The sequence below is a fragment of the Bacillus coreaensis genome (assembly GCF_050586445.1).
Classification (GTDB): Bacteria; Bacillota; Bacilli; order Bacillales; family Cytobacillaceae; genus Robertmurraya_A; species Robertmurraya_A coreaensis.
On record NZ_JBOCCY010000005.1, the window covers coordinates 1 to 14,780 of the forward strand.

Consider the following 14,780-nt stretch of genomic DNA (forward strand, 5'->3'; position numbering starts at 1 on the left):
CTGGGAACCCCAGAAGACTGATTTTTTGTATGATTAGATGAAAGGGATTTTACTTTTCTTTTTTTTTGTAAAGATTTTTTAAATACATTATTGCAAAAAAAAACAAACAAAGTATACTAGTCATCGTGAACTTCTTGAAATTTGGAATCTATATCTACTTAAAGGGTTAGGACCTCTTTGGACTAACTTTCCCCCGTGGTAGTTATAATCCAAAAAAATAGGGAAATTCAGTTACTGTAGTAAAAATGGTTAAAGGGGGAAATTTGAATATGGAAACTATGGGTCGTCACGTTATTTCTGAGTTATGGGGTTGTGATTTTGAAAAGTTAAATGATATGGAGCAAATTGAGCAAATTTTTGCTGATGCGGCATTAAAATCTGGTGCTGAAATTCGCGAGGTTGCTTTTCATAAATTTGCACCACAAGGTGTGAGTGGAGTGGTTATTATCTCTGAATCACATTTAACTATTCACAGCTTTCCTGAACATGGCTATGCTAGTATTGATGTGTATACTTGTGGAGACATGGATCCTAATATCGCAGCAGACCATATTGCTGAAGCATTAGGTGCTCAAACTCGTGAGAACATCGAAATTCCTCGTGGAATGGGTCCTGTTCAAGTTAAACAAGCAAAAGCGAAAGTACTATAATCGTAGCTTACTAAACTTATGAAATTCGAGAGGTGTATATTATACACCTCTTTTTAATTTCTCTTTTACTGAAACATTAACATTGCCAGTCCTTTTAGGTTAAAATATATGTACATACATCTTTCTATTTGGAGGAATCATTATGTCATTTGTAAAACAGGTGTTTAGACAATTTAATAGGCAATGCGAAACAAAAGAAAATCATGTCGAGGAAGAGCTTAGAACGAGATATTATCGAGTAAATCTCCAATCTTTGTTTCAATCTGTAAAAGAAATCCTTGAAAATGATCAGCATGCAAAAGTGGTAAGTGATTCCATTGACCACGGGGAAATTGCAGTTGAAATCAATCGTGGAAAGAAAATGTTTGCCATTATTACGATTATAACGGTTAAGCCCTACGAGACGGCTGTAGATATAAATGTTTCCACTGAGCAAACAGTGCTGTTGGGAGCATACCCAAGCTTAAGAGCAGAAATCACTCGTATTTACCAAGAGTTAGATAAGAAGCATCCGTATATTGGTGTTGGAAAACACGCAGGAGAGTAGAATTGCTTGTACTACAAATGAAGTTTTAATAAGATAGTGTTAGATTCAACAGAATCCATTCTGTTTCGGAGTTGATGTTATGAAATGTCCTACATGTCAAAATAATCATACTCGTGTTCTTGATTCAAGACCTGTCGATGAAAATAGATCGATTCGCAGAAGAAGAGAGTGTGAGAAATGTTCTTTTCGTTTTACAACCTTTGAGAAGGTAGAGGAAATTCCGTTGATTGTCGTAAAAAAGGAAGGAACAAGAGAAGAATTTAGCCGTGATAAGATTCTACGGGGGCTGATTAAAGCTTGTGAAAAAAGACCTGTTGCTTTGACTGAATTAGAAAAAATAACTTCCGATATAGAAAAAGAACTTCGCAGTCATGGTGTATCGGAAATAAAGAGTGAAGCAGTTGGAGAAATGGTTATGGATCGTTTAGCAAAAATAGATGAGGTTGCGTACGTCAGATTTGCCTCTGTATATAGACAGTTTAAAGATATTAACGTATTTATTGAAGAATTAAAGGAATTGATAAAAAAGGATTAGTAGGGAAGTTTGTTTTTAAGAGAGGAAATGAAGCCTATGGCTCAGCATTGGCAGGAAATGCTACCAGTGGATCGCTATGAGGTGGCCTCAAATGGATTGTTATTCGACTATGATCGAAAGGTTCTGACACTTTTATATCAGCCATTGATTGGTCCGATAGCATACAGTCTCTATATGACCCTTTGGTCGCAAATAGATGAGAACCGCTTATCATCAGATGGTAGTTCACATCATGCTCTTATGAACGTGATGGATAGTAATTTAAAACAAATTTACGATGCCCGTCTAAAGTTAGAAGGGATTGGCCTTCTCTCGACATATGTGCGAACAGAGGAAGGGATTCGATCATTCGTATATGAAATAAAGCCGCCTTTAACACCTAGTCAGTTTTTTCTAGATGGCATGCTAAACGTGTATTTGTATCGAAAAATAGGTAAAAATCAATTTTTAAAACTTAAAAGGTTTTTTAGTGATGAACATTTCTTAGAAAAAGAAAATGGGTTCGAGAATGTTACACGGTCGTTTCAAGAAGTATTTGACTCTGCTGTTCCAGGTAACCCTTCATCACATTTAGTCGATGACCTGAAACTCGAAGATCAACGTGTATACTTCGATCGAGTGAGTCCTGAGACCATTAAGGTTGATGAGGCACATTTTGATTTTGACCTTCTATTTGCAGGGCTTTCAGAAGTGCTTGTTCCTAAACGGGCCATCAATAAAAAGGTACGAGAAGCAATTGCGAAACTATCCTTTCTTTATGGGATTGACCCGATCCAAATGAAAAACATTGTGATTAGTGCAGTTGATGAATCAAGTGAGATTCAGATTGATGAACTTAGAAAATCCGCTAGAGATTGGTATCAGCTTAACTTTTCTGACCAACTCCCGTTATTAATAGATAAAATACAACCACTTCCACATGTTACAACAACGGTGGAGCCTAAAACTCAAGAAGAGAAATTGGTTCAATACCTTGAGAAAACGTCTCCTCGACAATTGTTAATTGATATATCTGGTGGGGGAGAACCATCAAAAAGTGATTTGCAAATAGTTGAAGATGTCATGTTTCAACAAAAGCTTTTTCCTGGTGTAGTGAACGTGCTCATTCAGTACGTATTATTGAAAACAGATATGAAGTTGACGAAGGCTTATGTGGACAAAATTGCCTCACATTGGGCGCGTAAAAGGGTTCAGACGGTGTCTGAAGCAATGGAACTTGCTAAAAAAGAACATCGACAATACTTAGACTGGGCTGAGGGGAAGCAAACAGCAAAACAAACAGCAAAGCCTAGTACTAGGAAAAAGGCGATACGAACAGAAAGCTTACCAGATTGGTTTGATAAAAATGAGGATGAGGGTCAACCTGATCAGATATCCTCAGATAATAAAGAGATGGAAGAGAAAAAACGTGCTTTGCAGGAGAAATTAAAAAGGTTTAAGAGTTAGGAGGTGAGTGTTTGGAACCAATCAATGAAACATTAAAAAAACTTGCAGCTAGTCCAAGCTTTCAAGAACGGTACGAACGACAAAAGAGACAAGTTATGCAGCACCCAGACATCAGGGAGTTTATAACAAAGTACAGTGATATTCTAACGAGCCAAATGATTGAAAGAAATTTGGCCAAGCTCTATGAATATTCGACTCAAAGTACGGAATGTTCGGAGTGCCCGAGTCTTGAGAGTTGTAAAAATATTATGCAGGGATATCAGCCAGAATTAGTTCTTGTTCGTGGAACCATTGAGATCCATTATGATCGCTGTCCAAGGAAGGTCATGTCTGACGAAAGAAGAAAGAGTGAAAAGCTAATACAAAGTATGTATATGCCAAAGGAAATACTGAAGGCTAGCTTTTCAGAAATCGACACAGAAGGTGATTATGCAGGGAGATTAGAAGCCATTGATCTTGCTGCAGATTTCATCCTTAATTATCATCCTAACACCATGCAAAAAGGGCTTTATTTGTATGGGAAATTCGGTGTCGGAAAATCTTATCTACTTGGAGCCATTGCAAATGACTTAGCTAAGAAAAAAGTTTCTTCTATGATCGTGTATTTTCCAGAACTGATTAGAGAATTAAAGAGCTCCATCGGTGATTCTACACTAAATGAAAAAATCGAAAAAGTGAAGAGAGTACCGGTGTTAATGATTGATGATATAGGTGCAGAGACGATGTCAAGTTGGGCAAGGGATGAAGTGCTAGGAACGATTCTTCAATTCCGTATGCTTGAAAACCTGCCTACTTTCTTTACCTCTAACTTTGACTTCGACGGGTTAGAAGTACATCTAACGTATAGTCAACGTGGAGAAGAAGAGAAGATGAAAGCAAGAAGGCTTCTTGAGAGGATTAGATACTTAGCTCACCCTGTCCAAGTGGATGGTCCAAATAGAAGAAAATAGGTGAAGTATAAGAGTCAGTGGAAAAAGTCCGCTGGCTCTTATTCTATTTTGACCAAGTTCCCCATATACATGAAAACAGAGACTGTGAAAACGAACATGCAGCCGCATGGACTTTTCAAGCGTTGATTTCACCAAAAGGGGGGATTTGGTTGTTTGAGATCATTTTCCAAAATAAAGAGGATGCGAAAAGATTTCACCAATTGCTAAAGAAACACGCACAATCCTCACTCCATTTGAATCATGAGACTCTTCTTATTGAAGATAAACATATAGTAAAATGCGATGGAAAACTGGAAGAAGTGGTTGTGAAAAATGCGTTTGTGCAGTTTATTCAGGAAATTAAATTAGTGGATTGGTCTCGAGAAATCTTAAAGAATCATTTTTGTTATGATGACGAACATGAACAGGAACAAATACTAGATATTATTACTGCCATTGTTGATGGAAACCGAAGGGAACTCTTATCGTTTGTAGATGTGAATTCATTAAATAATTTGGTAGAATCGGCTATTAATGAATTATTCTCACAGCGTTTGTCTTTCTCGTTTGACTCTTTCCTCCGCTTTCGATTGCGTTCCATTACGACTCTCATAGAGAGAGTGGTCGAGGTTGCAATTGATGAGTATAAACTTGAGCAAGAGTACCAAATCTTTGTTCATACACTTAGAGAATTTTTATCTGGAAGAAGTTCAATCAAGAAAGTGATTCATTTAATTGTGTCTGATTCGATAACCTTTTTTGATGAGAAATTCTTTGAATTAAAAAGAAAAGAAATTTTGCAGCTGATCGATCGGAAACTACTTTCTAATCACCCAGTCTATATTGATAGTGTTACGATTGCACCGTTGCTTTCGATTGCTCCCCAAAAGATTTATTTGTACACCGATGAACCGGAGCAACCTTTGGTTCGAACAATCTGTAATCTTTTTGAGGAAAGAGTAGTTGTAGCAGCCATGAACTTATTTCATGATCGTAAAAGGAAATTAGCACTTGCAGCTGATGATAATTTCTAGATTGATACTTGCTTTTCCCTCATGAACAAACTATAATACGTACATAATAAGGTACAACAACTTCATGAAATAAATGTTATGATGAGGATATGAGCGTTTATATACGGTTACCAGAGAGGGAAGGCGTTGGCTGGAATCTTCCTAACACGATTGAACAGCTTACCACCTCTAAACTTCAGCCTTGAACAATTGATTAAGTATGGGCTGACGGATAAAGTCCGTTATCTATTTTTCTAAAGTCATTTTGATAAATTTATCAAGGTGAAAATTAGGGTGGAACCACGTGTTGTTTATAAACTCGTCCCTTTCCGAGGGACGAGTTTTTTTATTTTTATTTTATATTTAGGAGGAAAATAGTTATGTCAAATGTTGTAAAATTAACGTTCCCAGACGGTGCAGTGAAGGAGTTTCCGTTTGGAACAACAACAGAAGATGTTGCTGCCTCCATTAGCCCAGGGCTTAAAAAGAAGGCATTGGCTGGAAAAGTAGATGGCCAATTGTACGATCTTAGACGTCCGATTGAGCAAGATGGAGCAATTGAAATTGTTACTCAGGATAGTGCAGATGCACTTGAAATCCTTAGACATAGTAGCGCCCACTTGATGGCACAAGCGATTAAGCGCCTTTACAAAAATGTAAAGCTTGGCGTGGGTCCAGTTATTGAAGGCGGATTTTACTATGATGTAGACATTGAGGAATCATTAACACCGGAAGATCTTCCGTTAATTGAAAAAGAAATGAAAAAAATTATTAATGAAAACATTGAGATTGTTCGTAAAGAGGTTAGTCGTGACGAGGCGGTTCAGCTCTATAAGGAGATTGGTGATGAATACAAGCTTGAGCTAATTGAAGCCATCCCTGCAGGAGAAACGGTGACTATTTATGAGCAAGGTGATTTCTTCGACTTATGTCGTGGAGTTCATGTTCCATCGACAGGGAAATTGAAGGAATTTAAGCTTCTTAGTATTGCGGGTGCATACTGGAGAGGCGATAGCGATAATAAAATGCTTCAACGTATATACGGAACTGCTTTCTTCAAGAAAGAAGACTTAGCTGAACATCTCCGTTTATTAGAAGAGGCAAAAGAGCGTGATCATAGAAAAATAGGTAAAGAATTAAACTTATTCATGAACTCGCAAAAAGTGGGACAAGGCCTTCCAATGTGGTTACCGAAGGGTGCGACGATTCGCCGTATTATCGAGAGATATATCGTGGATAAGGAGTCACGACTTGGGTACGACCACGTGTACACACCTGTGATGGGTAGTGTTGATTTATATAAAACATCAGGGCACTGGGATCACTATCAAGAAGATATGTTCCCAGTTATGGAGATGGACAATGAGCAGCTCGTTTTACGCCCTATGAACTGTCCACATCATATGATGATCTATAAGCACGGTATTCATAGTTATCGGGAGCTTCCTATTCGTATTGCCGAGCTTGGAACGATGCACCGCTATGAAATGTCTGGAGCACTTTCTGGTCTTCAACGTGTACGTGGAATGACGTTAAACGATGCGCATATTTTTGTTCGTCCAGATCAAATTAAGGAAGAATTTAAGCGAGTGGTAGGATTGGTATTGGAAGTGTACAAAGATTTTAATATCAATGATTACTCCTTCCGCCTATCGTACCGTGATCCTGAAGATAAAGAAAAGTATTTTGATGATGATCAAATGTGGGAAAAGGCTCAAAGCATGTTAAAAGAAGCAATGGATGACTTAGGGCTAGATTATTTTGAGGCAGAAGGTGAAGCGGCTTTTTATGGTCCAAAGCTTGATGTTCAAGTGAAGACAGCTCTTGGGAAGGAAGAGACCCTTTCTACTGTCCAATTAGACTTCTTATTACCAGAACGTTTTGATTTGAGCTATGTGGGTGAGGATGGGAAACAACATCGTCCTGTAGTTATCCACCGTGGGGTCGTTTCAACAATGGAGCGTTTTGTTGCGTTCTTGATTGAAGAATACAAAGGAGCTTTCCCAACTTGGTTAGCACCTGTACAGGTTCAAGTGATTCCTGTTTCTCCTGACGTTCATTTTGACTACGCAAAGCAAGTACAAGAACTTCTTCAGGCAGAAGGTATTCGTGTTGAAATCGATGATCGAAATGAGAAGATCGGTTACAAGATTCGTGAAGCGCAAATGCAAAAAACACCTTATATGCTAGTCGTTGGTGACAATGAAGTAGCAGAAAAGGCAGTGAATGTACGAAAATATGGTGAGCAAAAATCAGAGGTTGTTTCCTTTGAAACGTTTGTTGAGGATTTAAAGATGGAAGTAAAACGTTAAGATTTTCACGAAAGAGGATGTCTGATCATCCTCTTTTTCGTTTATTTTTTTGAAAAAGTATTGCCACAAACGTATATTTTTGATACAATTCATTTCGTTGTGATAAAAAAAGTGTTTCGTTGACATGAATTATTTATTGTGATATAGTTGCTAAGGTAAATTGAATACGAGTTTGAGATAAAGAAGAAGCACCCGCTTCTCACCTGATTGACGCCAAAGTGCAGTTGGCAGGTTTTACGAAAAGGCTTATTACCGTATGGGTATCGTAAAGTGTGGGTGTGTTCATCCGCACTTTTTTTATTTTTCTTTTGAAAATGAAATCTTCTTAACCCAAACGTTGTATTCGCATTAAACCTTGGAGGTGTCCAGCTATTAGCAAAGACATGTTGTTGAACGAGGGTATTCGTGCCCGCGAATTACGTCTAATTGATCAAAATGGCGAACAACTAGGCATTAAAACAAAAATCGAAGCACTTGAGATTGCTACGCGTGTAAATCTTGACGTTGTTCTTGTTGCACCAAACGCAAAACCACCAGTAGCACGTATTATGGACTACGGTAAGTTTAAGTTTGAACAGCAGAAGAAAGAAAAAGAAGCACGTAAAAATCAAAAAATTATCAACATCAAAGAAGTTCGACTTAGCCCATCCATTGATGAGCATGACTTTAACACAAAGTTACGTAATGCGATTAAATTCTTGGAAAAAGGCGATAAAGTAAAAGCATCGATTCGATTTAAAGGTCGTGCAATTACACATAAAGAGATCGGACAACGTGTTTTAGTCCGCTTTGCAGAAGCTTGTAAAGAAGTAGCAACAGTGGAATCTCATCCAAAAATGGATGGCAGAAGCATGTTTATGACATTAGCACCTAAAAACGACAAGTAATGAGGAGGAATCCCTAATGCCAAAAATGAAAACTCACCGCGGCGCAGCAAAGCGTTTCAAGAGAACAGGATCTGGTAAACTGAAGCGTTCACACGCTTACAGAAGCCATTTATTCGCTAACAAATCTACAAAGGCAAAGCGTAAGCTTCGCAAAGGAACTCTAGTTTCTTCAGGCGATTACAAGCGCATCCGTAACTTACTAGTAAATCTTAAGTAATTGCAAATTAGGAGGGAAAACATATGCCACGTGTTAAAGGCGGTACAGTAACTCGCAGACGTCGTAAAAAAGTTATTAAATTAGCAAAAGGTTATTATGGTTCAAAACATACATTATATAAAGTAGCTAACCAACAGGTTATGAAATCTCTAATGTATGCATTCCGTGATCGTCGCCAAAAGAAGCGTGACTTCCGTAAGCTTTGGATCACTCGTATCAATGCAGCAGCTCGTATGAACGGTCTTTCTTATAGCCGTTTAATGCACGGTTTAAGCGTTGCAGGTATCGAAGTAAACCGTAAAATGCTTGCTGAACTTGCAGTAAGCGACGAAAAAGCATTTGCAGAATTAGCTGCAGCTGCTAAGCAAAGCCTAGCAAAATAATTGACTTATTAGTCTATAGAAGCCATTCTCTAACTAGAGGGTGGCTTTTTTAAGTTCTTCAAGGAGGTATTGTATGCTTACATATTTTTGGATGTATTTATTGGTAATAAATATCGTCAGTTGTTCGTTGATGTATGTTGATAAACAGAAGGCTAAGAAAAATAAATATCGAATTAGAGAAGCAACACTTTGGCAATTCGCTTTTATTGGAGGTGCATTAGGTGCATTTATTGGAATGAGGTCCTTTCGTCATAAAACAAAACATCCTAGCTTTAAATGGGGATTGCCGTTTTTGACTGTTCTCCAAATCGGTCTATTGCTTTACTATGTATGGAATTAAGATAATAGTTGTCATAGAAACGGTTCTTCCTCGATAAGCTGTAATAGACATCAAGAAACTGCTTAAGGGGTGGTCATATGGATGAGGAGTTAGCGTTACTGCTTGTCATGTTTCAGGCTGGTGGAGTTTTCACCCCGATTATATTCATCTTGTTCCATTCGTTACGACAGTTTTTATTTATTCCTGTTGTCATCATCTGTATTGCAGGTGGAATTCTTTTTGGAACAGTCGCAGGTACGATATACTCTCTAATTGGGTTGATGATTAGTAGCATATTGTTTTTTGCTCTCGTTTCAAAATTTCCACGAACACAAGCAAAACTGTCTTCGATTCGGAAAAAGTGGTTTGGAGAGTATCGTAATTTAACAGTTAGTCAGATTTCGATTTTACGCCTAGTTCCTTTTGTCCACTATCAATTATTAAATTTTTGTTTAATGGAAAGACACCGTGGCTTTAAAGAGTATGCAAAGGCAGCCTTTATCACGAATCTTCCATTAGCTTTCTTTTACACTGTCTTTGGTCAATTTATTAGTCAATTTACTCCAACGATGATTGTTATTATTTTATTTTCTTTATCCATTCTTGTTTATGTCCTGAGGGAAAAAATGACGATTATTAAGTGGAGAGATTTTTTTAAGGAAACAAAGCTAGAGAAACAGGGCTAATTATAAACGTTCAAGGGGAGGATCCCTTGAACGTTTATTTTTTCATAAATTCATGAATGGGACTTTTCCAGTCAATTCTTGCATTCGGATAAAATACAGCTACTTCCATTTCGATATAACGGAAATCTTCTTTTGACAAACCATTTAGCGCAGAGGTACTATGTGGCCAAATAAATATAGAAACAACCTCGAAGGTGTTCTCGGTTGTGCCTAAGTATTTTTCACCTTCAAATAGAACCCCTTTATAGGTTAAGAGAAAATTCTTACGAACGTTTTTTATATCATCGAGTAAAAAGAACTGCTTTTGCTCGTGAGCTAACTCCAATTTTCGTTTTGGGTTTAAAACAAATTTGAAGGCGCTGTATATTAAAAATAAGATAAATGCTATTAGGAGCATGCGCAGTAGCCACATCATACTTAAGCCCTCCACTCTTCATTTTTCCTTATATACGTTTTTATTAGAAAAAGGTTTCATAAAGTGTTGCTTTTAAGTGAATTTTTTTCTTAATTTCATTATGATTAAAGTAATATACATAGAAAAGAGTGAAATGATGGATTTACGACATTTATTTGAGATGCAAAAAGGCTTGGATGAACATATCGCAGAAAAACACGAATTAAAAGCAGAAAGCCTAATAAGTAGAAAGGTACTGGCTTTATTGGTTGAACTAGGTGAACTAGCAAACGAGACACGTTGTTTTAAATTTTGGAGTGTTAAAGGTGCTTCTCCAAAAGAGGTCATTTTAGAGGAATTTGTAGATGGAGTTCATTTTATTTTATCACTAGGACTGGATTGTGGATTTGAGCGTGATGTACAGATAGAAGAACTAGAATTAGTAGAGGAAAATGTGACGAATCAGTTTTTATCTATGTATGAAACGGTTCATCGCTTTTCCGCAGAAAGGAGTATGGGTGCGTATCGTAGCATGCTTGAGAGTTATTTTGTTTTAGGGAAGATGCTAGGATTTACATCAGAAGACATAAAAGAAGCATATATCTCTAAAAATGAAGTAAATTATAAAAGGCAGAAGGAAGGTTACTAATGTATACTTTGTGCATTTAAGATGTAGCTAGTATACTATAAACATAATACATATTAAGGGAGTCGAAATAAATGACGAAGCTTGATGATACTTTAGCGATGCTTAAGGAATTAACAGATGCCAAAGGGATTCCAGGGAATGAGCGTGAGCCAAGAGAAGTAATGAACAAGCATATTGCTCCGTATGCGGATGAAGTAACTACGGATGGACTTGGAAGCTTAATTGCGAAAAAAGTGGGAGATGCGAACGGTCCGAAGGTAATGGTTGCTGGTCACTTGGATGAAGTAGGTTTTATGATCACGCAAATTGATGATAAAGGGTTCCTACGCTTCCAAACGGTTGGTGGCTGGTGGTCACAGGTTATGTTAGCACAGCGAGTGACGATTGTTACCAGAAAGGGAGATGTGACAGGAGTAATCGGTTCAAAGCCACCACATATTTTATCTCCTGAAGCTAGAAAAAAACCAGTAGAAATTAAAGATATGTTTATTGATATTGGTGCATCAAGTCGTGAGGAAGCTACAGAGTGGGGAGTCCGTCCTGGTGACATGGTCGTTCCATATTTTGAATTTACTGTGATGAACAATGAAAAGCTTTTATTAGCAAAAGCTTGGGATAATCGGATTGGTTGTGCGATTGCGATTGATGTGTTAAAGCAATTGAAGAATGAAGAGCATCCAAATATCGTATATGGAGTTGGAAGTGTACAAGAAGAGGTAGGCTTACGTGGGGCACGTACTTCTGCTGCTGCCATTGAGCCTGATATTGGATTTGGAGTGGATGTTGGGATCGCTGGTGACACTCCTGGTGTGTCGGAGAAGGAAGCACAAAGCAAAATGGGCAAAGGCCCACAAATCATTCTGTATGACGCAAGTATGGTGTCTCACAAAGGTTTAAGAGATTTAGTAACAGATACAGCGGATGAACTTGGAATTCCATATCAATTCGATGCAATCGCTGGCGGTGGCACGGATGCGGGGTCTATCCATATATCTCATAAAGGAGTCCCTTCTTTAGCAATAACGATTGCTACTCGCTATATCCATTCGCATGCAGCTATGTTACACCGTGATGACTACGAGAACGCTGTTAAGCTAATCGTTGAAGTCATCAAACGTCTAGACCGTGAAACAGTGAACCGTATTACTCTTGAATAGAGACCAAACAAAGACAGCATGCTAAGGCATGCTGTCTTTGTTTGGCTAATCGGGCATAGGTGTCCACCTCAGGAGGACAAAATCACCCCAACTGTCCACGGATGGTGTCTGTCACCTTCCGTGGACAAATCAAAGAATTTGTCCACGAGCGGTGACAGACACCCTATTTTAGGCCGCTTTCTAGGGTTTGGAGCATTTCGCTCTTTTCTTGGTCGGATGCATTCTTCCAGATCACTTCAAAAAGTACGCCTAAACCTGGAAGCATTTTTTCTTCGCCGTTTTGAATGGCATCAACGATCGTGTCTCGTAGTTCATCTTGTGTATTTCCTGATACATTATGAATAACTGCATTTCTTAAGTTAAGATTCATTTTTACTCACTCCTTCTTCATTTTCTTTAATATGTTTTCTATTTTTGTTATTATTATGTACTTAAGTTACGCTATAATAAGAAAACCCGAGAAAAAAGGAAAGAAGGGGTTTTACCTTGAAGCATATTCACTCGAGTAGTAACCCAAAGGTGAAGCAATGGAAAAAACTATTAACGAAAAAGGAAAGAGATAAAACAGGACTATTTTTAGTCGAAGGGTTCCATTTAGTGGAGGAAGCGCTAAAAGCAGGTCGTATAGAAGAAATCATTGTACAAGAAAACCTGGATCTTCCTTCAAGCTTTGATTACGGAGAAACTCCGATTGTCTCAGTCCCTGCTGACATCATTAAACTTTTGGCTGAAACAGATACACCACAAGGCATTTTTGCTGTTTGTCACCAGGAAAAGCCCTCACGTACAGAAGGAACATCTTATCTTTTAATTGATGCTGTCCAAGACCCTGGGAATTTAGGAACGATGATTCGTACAGCAGATGCTGCTGGTGTGGACGTTGTGGTAATTGGCAATGGTAGTGTGGATATATATAATTCCAAAGTGCTTAGATCTGCCCAAGGCAGCCATTTTCATCTACCTGTTATTAAAGGCGAAATCTCAACTTGGACAAGCGATCTTCTTGACCGAGGGATCCCTGTGTATGGAACAGCCTTAGAGAATGCCGAACCGTTCCATCAAATACAATCAACTGGATCCTATGCCTTAATTGTCGGAAATGAAGGGAACGGGGTAAGTAAAGAGCTACTAGGTAAAACGACAGCTAATCTATATATTCCGATTCATGGGAAAAGTGAGTCATTAAATGTTGCAGTAGCAACCGGAATTTTGTTATATTACTTACGTGGATAAAATAGGCATAACCCCTCCTCAAAATGGGTTTGAAATAAGTAGGAAAGTATACTATAATAAACAGCAAAAATTACATACCAAAAAACGATGACGGAGAAAAGTAGTTTGCTACCATCTATGTTAGGGAGAAAATGCCTTAGACTGAAAGCATTTTTATAGAAAAAGTAGACGAAGTTCACCTCCCGAGTTGGCGTCGGGACCATTTCTTAAAGAAGTGTAAAGATGCACCGGTTTAAAGCCGTTATCAGCAATGAAGTGAATGTAGGAAGAAAGATGTCCTGCATTAATTAAGGGTGGTACCGCGACTATTAAACCTCGTCCCTTTCTAGGGATGGGGTTTTTATTGTGTCTAAAAATTAAAAGGAGGAAAAACAATGGAGCAACGCTTAGTAGAGCTTCAGCAAGAAGCGCTTGAAGGAATAAAGAAAGCGACTGATTTAAAGGAACTAAATGACATTCGTGTATCTTATCTAGGGAAAAAAGGTCCCATTACTGAGGTACTAAAAGGGATGGGGAAGCTAAGTGCTGAAGAACGTCCTAAAATGGGGGCATTGGCGAACGAGGTAAGAGATGTTATTGCAAAATCGATTGAAGAAAAACAAGCGATTATGGAAGAAGAAGCGGTGGCTAAAAAGCTTGCCTCTGAAACCATTGATGTAACACTTCCTGGAAGACCAGTAAAAACAGGAAACCATCATCCATTAACTAGAATCATTGAAGAAATCGAAGACCTCTTTATTGGTATGGGCTACACGATTGCAGAAGGCCCCGAAGTAGAAAGTGACTACTATAACTTTGAAGCATTAAATTTACCAAAAGGTCATCCAGCACGTGATATGCAAGATTCCTTTTATATTACGGAAGAAATCCTCCTTCGTACACATACATCACCAATGCAAGCAAGAACGATGGAAAAGAAAGAAGGAAAGGGCCCGATTAAAATTATCTGCCCAGGAAAAGTTTATCGACGTGATAATGATGACGCAACGCATTCTCACCAATTCATGCAGATCGAGGGTCTTGTGGTAGGAGAAAACATTCAAATGAGTGACCTGAAAGGGACACTAGATGTGTTTGCGAAAAAAATCTTTGGTGAAGACCGTGAGATTCGCTTGCGTCCTAGCTTCTTCCCATTCACAGAACCTTCAGTTGAAATGGATATTTCTTGTAAAATTTGTAACGGAAAAGGATGTAGCGTTTGTAAAGGAACGGGTTGGATTGAAATTCTTGGAGCGGGAATGGTGCATCCAAACGTACTTGAAATGGCTGGTTATGATTCGAAAAAATATACAGGCTTTGCATTCGGTATGGGGCCTGAAAGAATTGCCATGCTAAAATACGGCGTGGATGATATTCGTCATTACTATGCAAATGATGTACGTTTCTTAAAGCAATTTTCTATACACGAATAGGAGGATAACAA

Annotated in this window: 18 protein-coding genes and 3 other annotated features; of the genes, 16 read left to right on the top strand and 2 right to left on the bottom strand. The window is 38.2% G+C overall.

Going from position 1 to position 14,780, the window contains the following annotated elements:
* Nucleotides 1-269: 269 nt before the first annotated feature.
* From speD to ACQ5H4_RS09290, 12 genes are all read left to right on the top strand, one after another.
* Nucleotides 270-650, top strand: a complete 381-nt coding sequence (speD, locus tag ACQ5H4_RS09235) for an adenosylmethionine decarboxylase (RefSeq protein ID WP_119709352.1) — start codon at nucleotides 270-272, stop codon at nucleotides 648-650.
* A 142-nt stretch (nucleotides 651-792) separates the two neighbouring features.
* A complete protein-coding gene (locus ACQ5H4_RS09240) occupies nucleotides 793-1,197 on the top strand; it encodes a hypothetical protein (RefSeq protein ID WP_430774661.1) in 405 nt (134 codons plus the stop codon).
* Between the two features lie 79 nt (nucleotides 1,198-1,276).
* Nucleotides 1,277-1,732, top strand: a complete 456-nt coding sequence (gene nrdR / locus ACQ5H4_RS09245; RefSeq protein ID WP_430774662.1) for a transcriptional regulator NrdR — start codon at nucleotides 1,277-1,279, stop codon at nucleotides 1,730-1,732.
* Between the two features lie 36 nt (nucleotides 1,733-1,768).
* The gene (locus ACQ5H4_RS09250) at nucleotides 1,769-3,178 is read left to right on the top strand and encodes a replication initiation and membrane attachment family protein (RefSeq protein WP_430774663.1); all 1,410 of its coding nucleotides are present in this window, start codon (nucleotides 1,769-1,771) and stop codon (nucleotides 3,176-3,178) included.
* Between the two features lie 11 nt (nucleotides 3,179-3,189).
* On the top strand, nucleotides 3,190-4,128 hold the full coding sequence (dnaI, locus tag ACQ5H4_RS09255; RefSeq protein ID WP_430774664.1) for a primosomal protein DnaI: 939 nt from the start codon (nucleotides 3,190-3,192) through the stop codon (nucleotides 4,126-4,128).
* Between the two features lie 149 nt (nucleotides 4,129-4,277).
* A complete protein-coding gene (ytxC, locus tag ACQ5H4_RS09260; protein WP_430774665.1) occupies nucleotides 4,278-5,141 on the top strand; it encodes a sporulation protein YtxC in 864 nt (287 codons plus the stop codon).
* Nucleotides 5,142-5,210: 69 nt separating this feature from the next.
* Nucleotides 5,211-5,450 (top strand) — a binding site (T-box leader).
* Nucleotides 5,451-5,500: 50 nt separating this feature from the next.
* On the top strand, nucleotides 5,501-7,432 hold the full coding sequence (thrS, locus tag ACQ5H4_RS09265) for a threonine--tRNA ligase (protein ID WP_430774666.1): 1,932 nt from the start codon (nucleotides 5,501-5,503) through the stop codon (nucleotides 7,430-7,432).
* 174 nt (nucleotides 7,433-7,606) lie between these two features.
* Nucleotides 7,607-7,736, top strand: a sequence feature (ribosomal protein L20 leader region).
* Nucleotides 7,737-7,815: 79 nt separating this feature from the next.
* Nucleotides 7,816-8,319, top strand: coding sequence for a translation initiation factor IF-3 (infC, locus tag ACQ5H4_RS09270; protein ID WP_430774667.1), 504 nt, complete (start codon nucleotides 7,816-7,818; stop codon nucleotides 8,317-8,319).
* A gap of 16 nt (nucleotides 8,320-8,335) precedes the next feature.
* Entirely contained in the window at nucleotides 8,336-8,536 is a 201-nt protein-coding gene (gene rpmI / locus ACQ5H4_RS09275) for a 50S ribosomal protein L35 (protein ID WP_119709345.1), read from the top strand.
* A gap of 23 nt (nucleotides 8,537-8,559) precedes the next feature.
* A complete protein-coding gene (gene rplT, locus ACQ5H4_RS09280; RefSeq protein ID WP_119709344.1) occupies nucleotides 8,560-8,919 on the top strand; it encodes a 50S ribosomal protein L20 in 360 nt (119 codons plus the stop codon).
* Nucleotides 8,920-8,992: 73 nt separating this feature from the next.
* The gene (locus ACQ5H4_RS09285) at nucleotides 8,993-9,259 is read left to right on the top strand and encodes a DUF1294 domain-containing protein (protein ID WP_430774668.1); all 267 of its coding nucleotides are present in this window, start codon (nucleotides 8,993-8,995) and stop codon (nucleotides 9,257-9,259) included.
* 77 nt (nucleotides 9,260-9,336) lie between these two features.
* On the top strand, nucleotides 9,337-9,924 hold the full coding sequence (locus ACQ5H4_RS09290; RefSeq protein ID WP_430774669.1) for a TVP38/TMEM64 family protein: 588 nt from the start codon (nucleotides 9,337-9,339) through the stop codon (nucleotides 9,922-9,924).
* 34 nt (nucleotides 9,925-9,958) lie between these two features.
* Here ACQ5H4_RS09290 and ACQ5H4_RS09295 read toward each other — a convergent pair whose 3' ends face one another.
* Nucleotides 9,959-10,339, bottom strand: coding sequence for a sigma-w pathway protein ysdB (locus ACQ5H4_RS09295; RefSeq protein ID WP_430774670.1), 381 nt, complete (start codon nucleotides 10,337-10,339; stop codon nucleotides 9,959-9,961).
* A gap of 136 nt (nucleotides 10,340-10,475) precedes the next feature.
* Between ACQ5H4_RS09295 and ACQ5H4_RS09300 the strand changes: the two genes are divergently transcribed.
* Both ACQ5H4_RS09300 and ACQ5H4_RS09305 read left to right on the top strand, forming a co-directional pair.
* The gene (locus ACQ5H4_RS09300; protein WP_430774671.1) at nucleotides 10,476-10,967 is read left to right on the top strand and encodes a dUTP diphosphatase; all 492 of its coding nucleotides are present in this window, start codon (nucleotides 10,476-10,478) and stop codon (nucleotides 10,965-10,967) included.
* Between the two features lie 71 nt (nucleotides 10,968-11,038).
* On the top strand, nucleotides 11,039-12,124 hold the full coding sequence (locus tag ACQ5H4_RS09305; RefSeq protein ID WP_430774672.1) for a M42 family metallopeptidase: 1,086 nt from the start codon (nucleotides 11,039-11,041) through the stop codon (nucleotides 12,122-12,124).
* A gap of 163 nt (nucleotides 12,125-12,287) precedes the next feature.
* On the opposite strand, the gene sspI is transcribed toward ACQ5H4_RS09305, so the two are convergent.
* Nucleotides 12,288-12,494 carry a small acid-soluble spore protein SspI gene (sspI, locus tag ACQ5H4_RS09310; RefSeq protein WP_430774673.1) on the bottom strand — a complete coding sequence of 69 codons (207 nt, stop codon included), beginning with the start codon at nucleotides 12,492-12,494 and terminating at the stop codon, nucleotides 12,288-12,290.
* A gap of 116 nt (nucleotides 12,495-12,610) precedes the next feature.
* Between sspI and ACQ5H4_RS09315 the strand changes: the two genes are divergently transcribed.
* Nucleotides 12,611-13,357: a TrmH family RNA methyltransferase gene (locus ACQ5H4_RS09315; RefSeq protein ID WP_430774674.1), complete on the top strand. Its 747-nt coding sequence runs from the start codon at nucleotides 12,611-12,613 to the stop codon at nucleotides 13,355-13,357.
* Between the two features lie 78 nt (nucleotides 13,358-13,435).
* Nucleotides 13,436-13,683 (top strand) — a binding site (T-box leader).
* Nucleotides 13,684-13,731: 48 nt separating this feature from the next.
* Nucleotides 13,732-14,769: a phenylalanine--tRNA ligase subunit alpha gene (pheS, locus tag ACQ5H4_RS09320; RefSeq protein ID WP_430774675.1), complete on the top strand. Its 1,038-nt coding sequence runs from the start codon at nucleotides 13,732-13,734 to the stop codon at nucleotides 14,767-14,769.
* Nucleotides 14,770-14,780 lie beyond the last annotated feature (11 nt).

What these genes read in the sequence shown, in the direction of transcription:
- speD (WP_119709352.1), top strand. Translation starts at nt 270, where the DNA reads ATGGAAACTATGGGTCGTCACGTTATTTCTGAGTTATGGGGTTGTGAT.
- ACQ5H4_RS09300 (WP_430774671.1), top strand. Translation starts at nt 10,476, where the DNA reads ATGGATTTACGACATTTATTTGAGATGCAAAAAGGCTTGGATGAACAT.
- ACQ5H4_RS09240 (WP_430774661.1), top strand. Translation starts at nt 793, where the DNA reads ATGTCATTTGTAAAACAGGTGTTTAGACAATTTAATAGGCAATGCGAA.
- rplT (WP_119709344.1), top strand. Translation starts at nt 8,560, where the DNA reads ATGCCACGTGTTAAAGGCGGTACAGTAACTCGCAGACGTCGTAAAAAA.
- ACQ5H4_RS09285 (WP_430774668.1), top strand. Translation starts at nt 8,993, where the DNA reads ATGCTTACATATTTTTGGATGTATTTATTGGTAATAAATATCGTCAGT.
- pheS (WP_430774675.1), top strand. Translation starts at nt 13,732, where the DNA reads ATGGAGCAACGCTTAGTAGAGCTTCAGCAAGAAGCGCTTGAAGGAATA.
- sspI (WP_430774673.1), bottom strand. Translation starts at nt 12,494, where the DNA reads ATGAATCTTAACTTAAGAAATGCAGTTATTCATAATGTATCAGGAAAT.
- ACQ5H4_RS09295 (WP_430774670.1), bottom strand. Translation starts at nt 10,339, where the DNA reads ATGATGTGGCTACTGCGCATGCTCCTAATAGCATTTATCTTATTTTTA.
- rpmI (WP_119709345.1), top strand. Translation starts at nt 8,336, where the DNA reads ATGCCAAAAATGAAAACTCACCGCGGCGCAGCAAAGCGTTTCAAGAGA.
- thrS (WP_430774666.1), top strand. Translation starts at nt 5,501, where the DNA reads ATGTCAAATGTTGTAAAATTAACGTTCCCAGACGGTGCAGTGAAGGAG.
- ACQ5H4_RS09305 (WP_430774672.1), top strand. Translation starts at nt 11,039, where the DNA reads ATGACGAAGCTTGATGATACTTTAGCGATGCTTAAGGAATTAACAGAT.
- infC (WP_430774667.1), top strand. Translation starts at nt 7,816, where the DNA reads ATGTTGTTGAACGAGGGTATTCGTGCCCGCGAATTACGTCTAATTGAT.
- ACQ5H4_RS09290 (WP_430774669.1), top strand. Translation starts at nt 9,337, where the DNA reads ATGGATGAGGAGTTAGCGTTACTGCTTGTCATGTTTCAGGCTGGTGGA.
- ACQ5H4_RS09250 (WP_430774663.1), top strand. Translation starts at nt 1,769, where the DNA reads ATGGCTCAGCATTGGCAGGAAATGCTACCAGTGGATCGCTATGAGGTG.
- nrdR (WP_430774662.1), top strand. Translation starts at nt 1,277, where the DNA reads ATGAAATGTCCTACATGTCAAAATAATCATACTCGTGTTCTTGATTCA.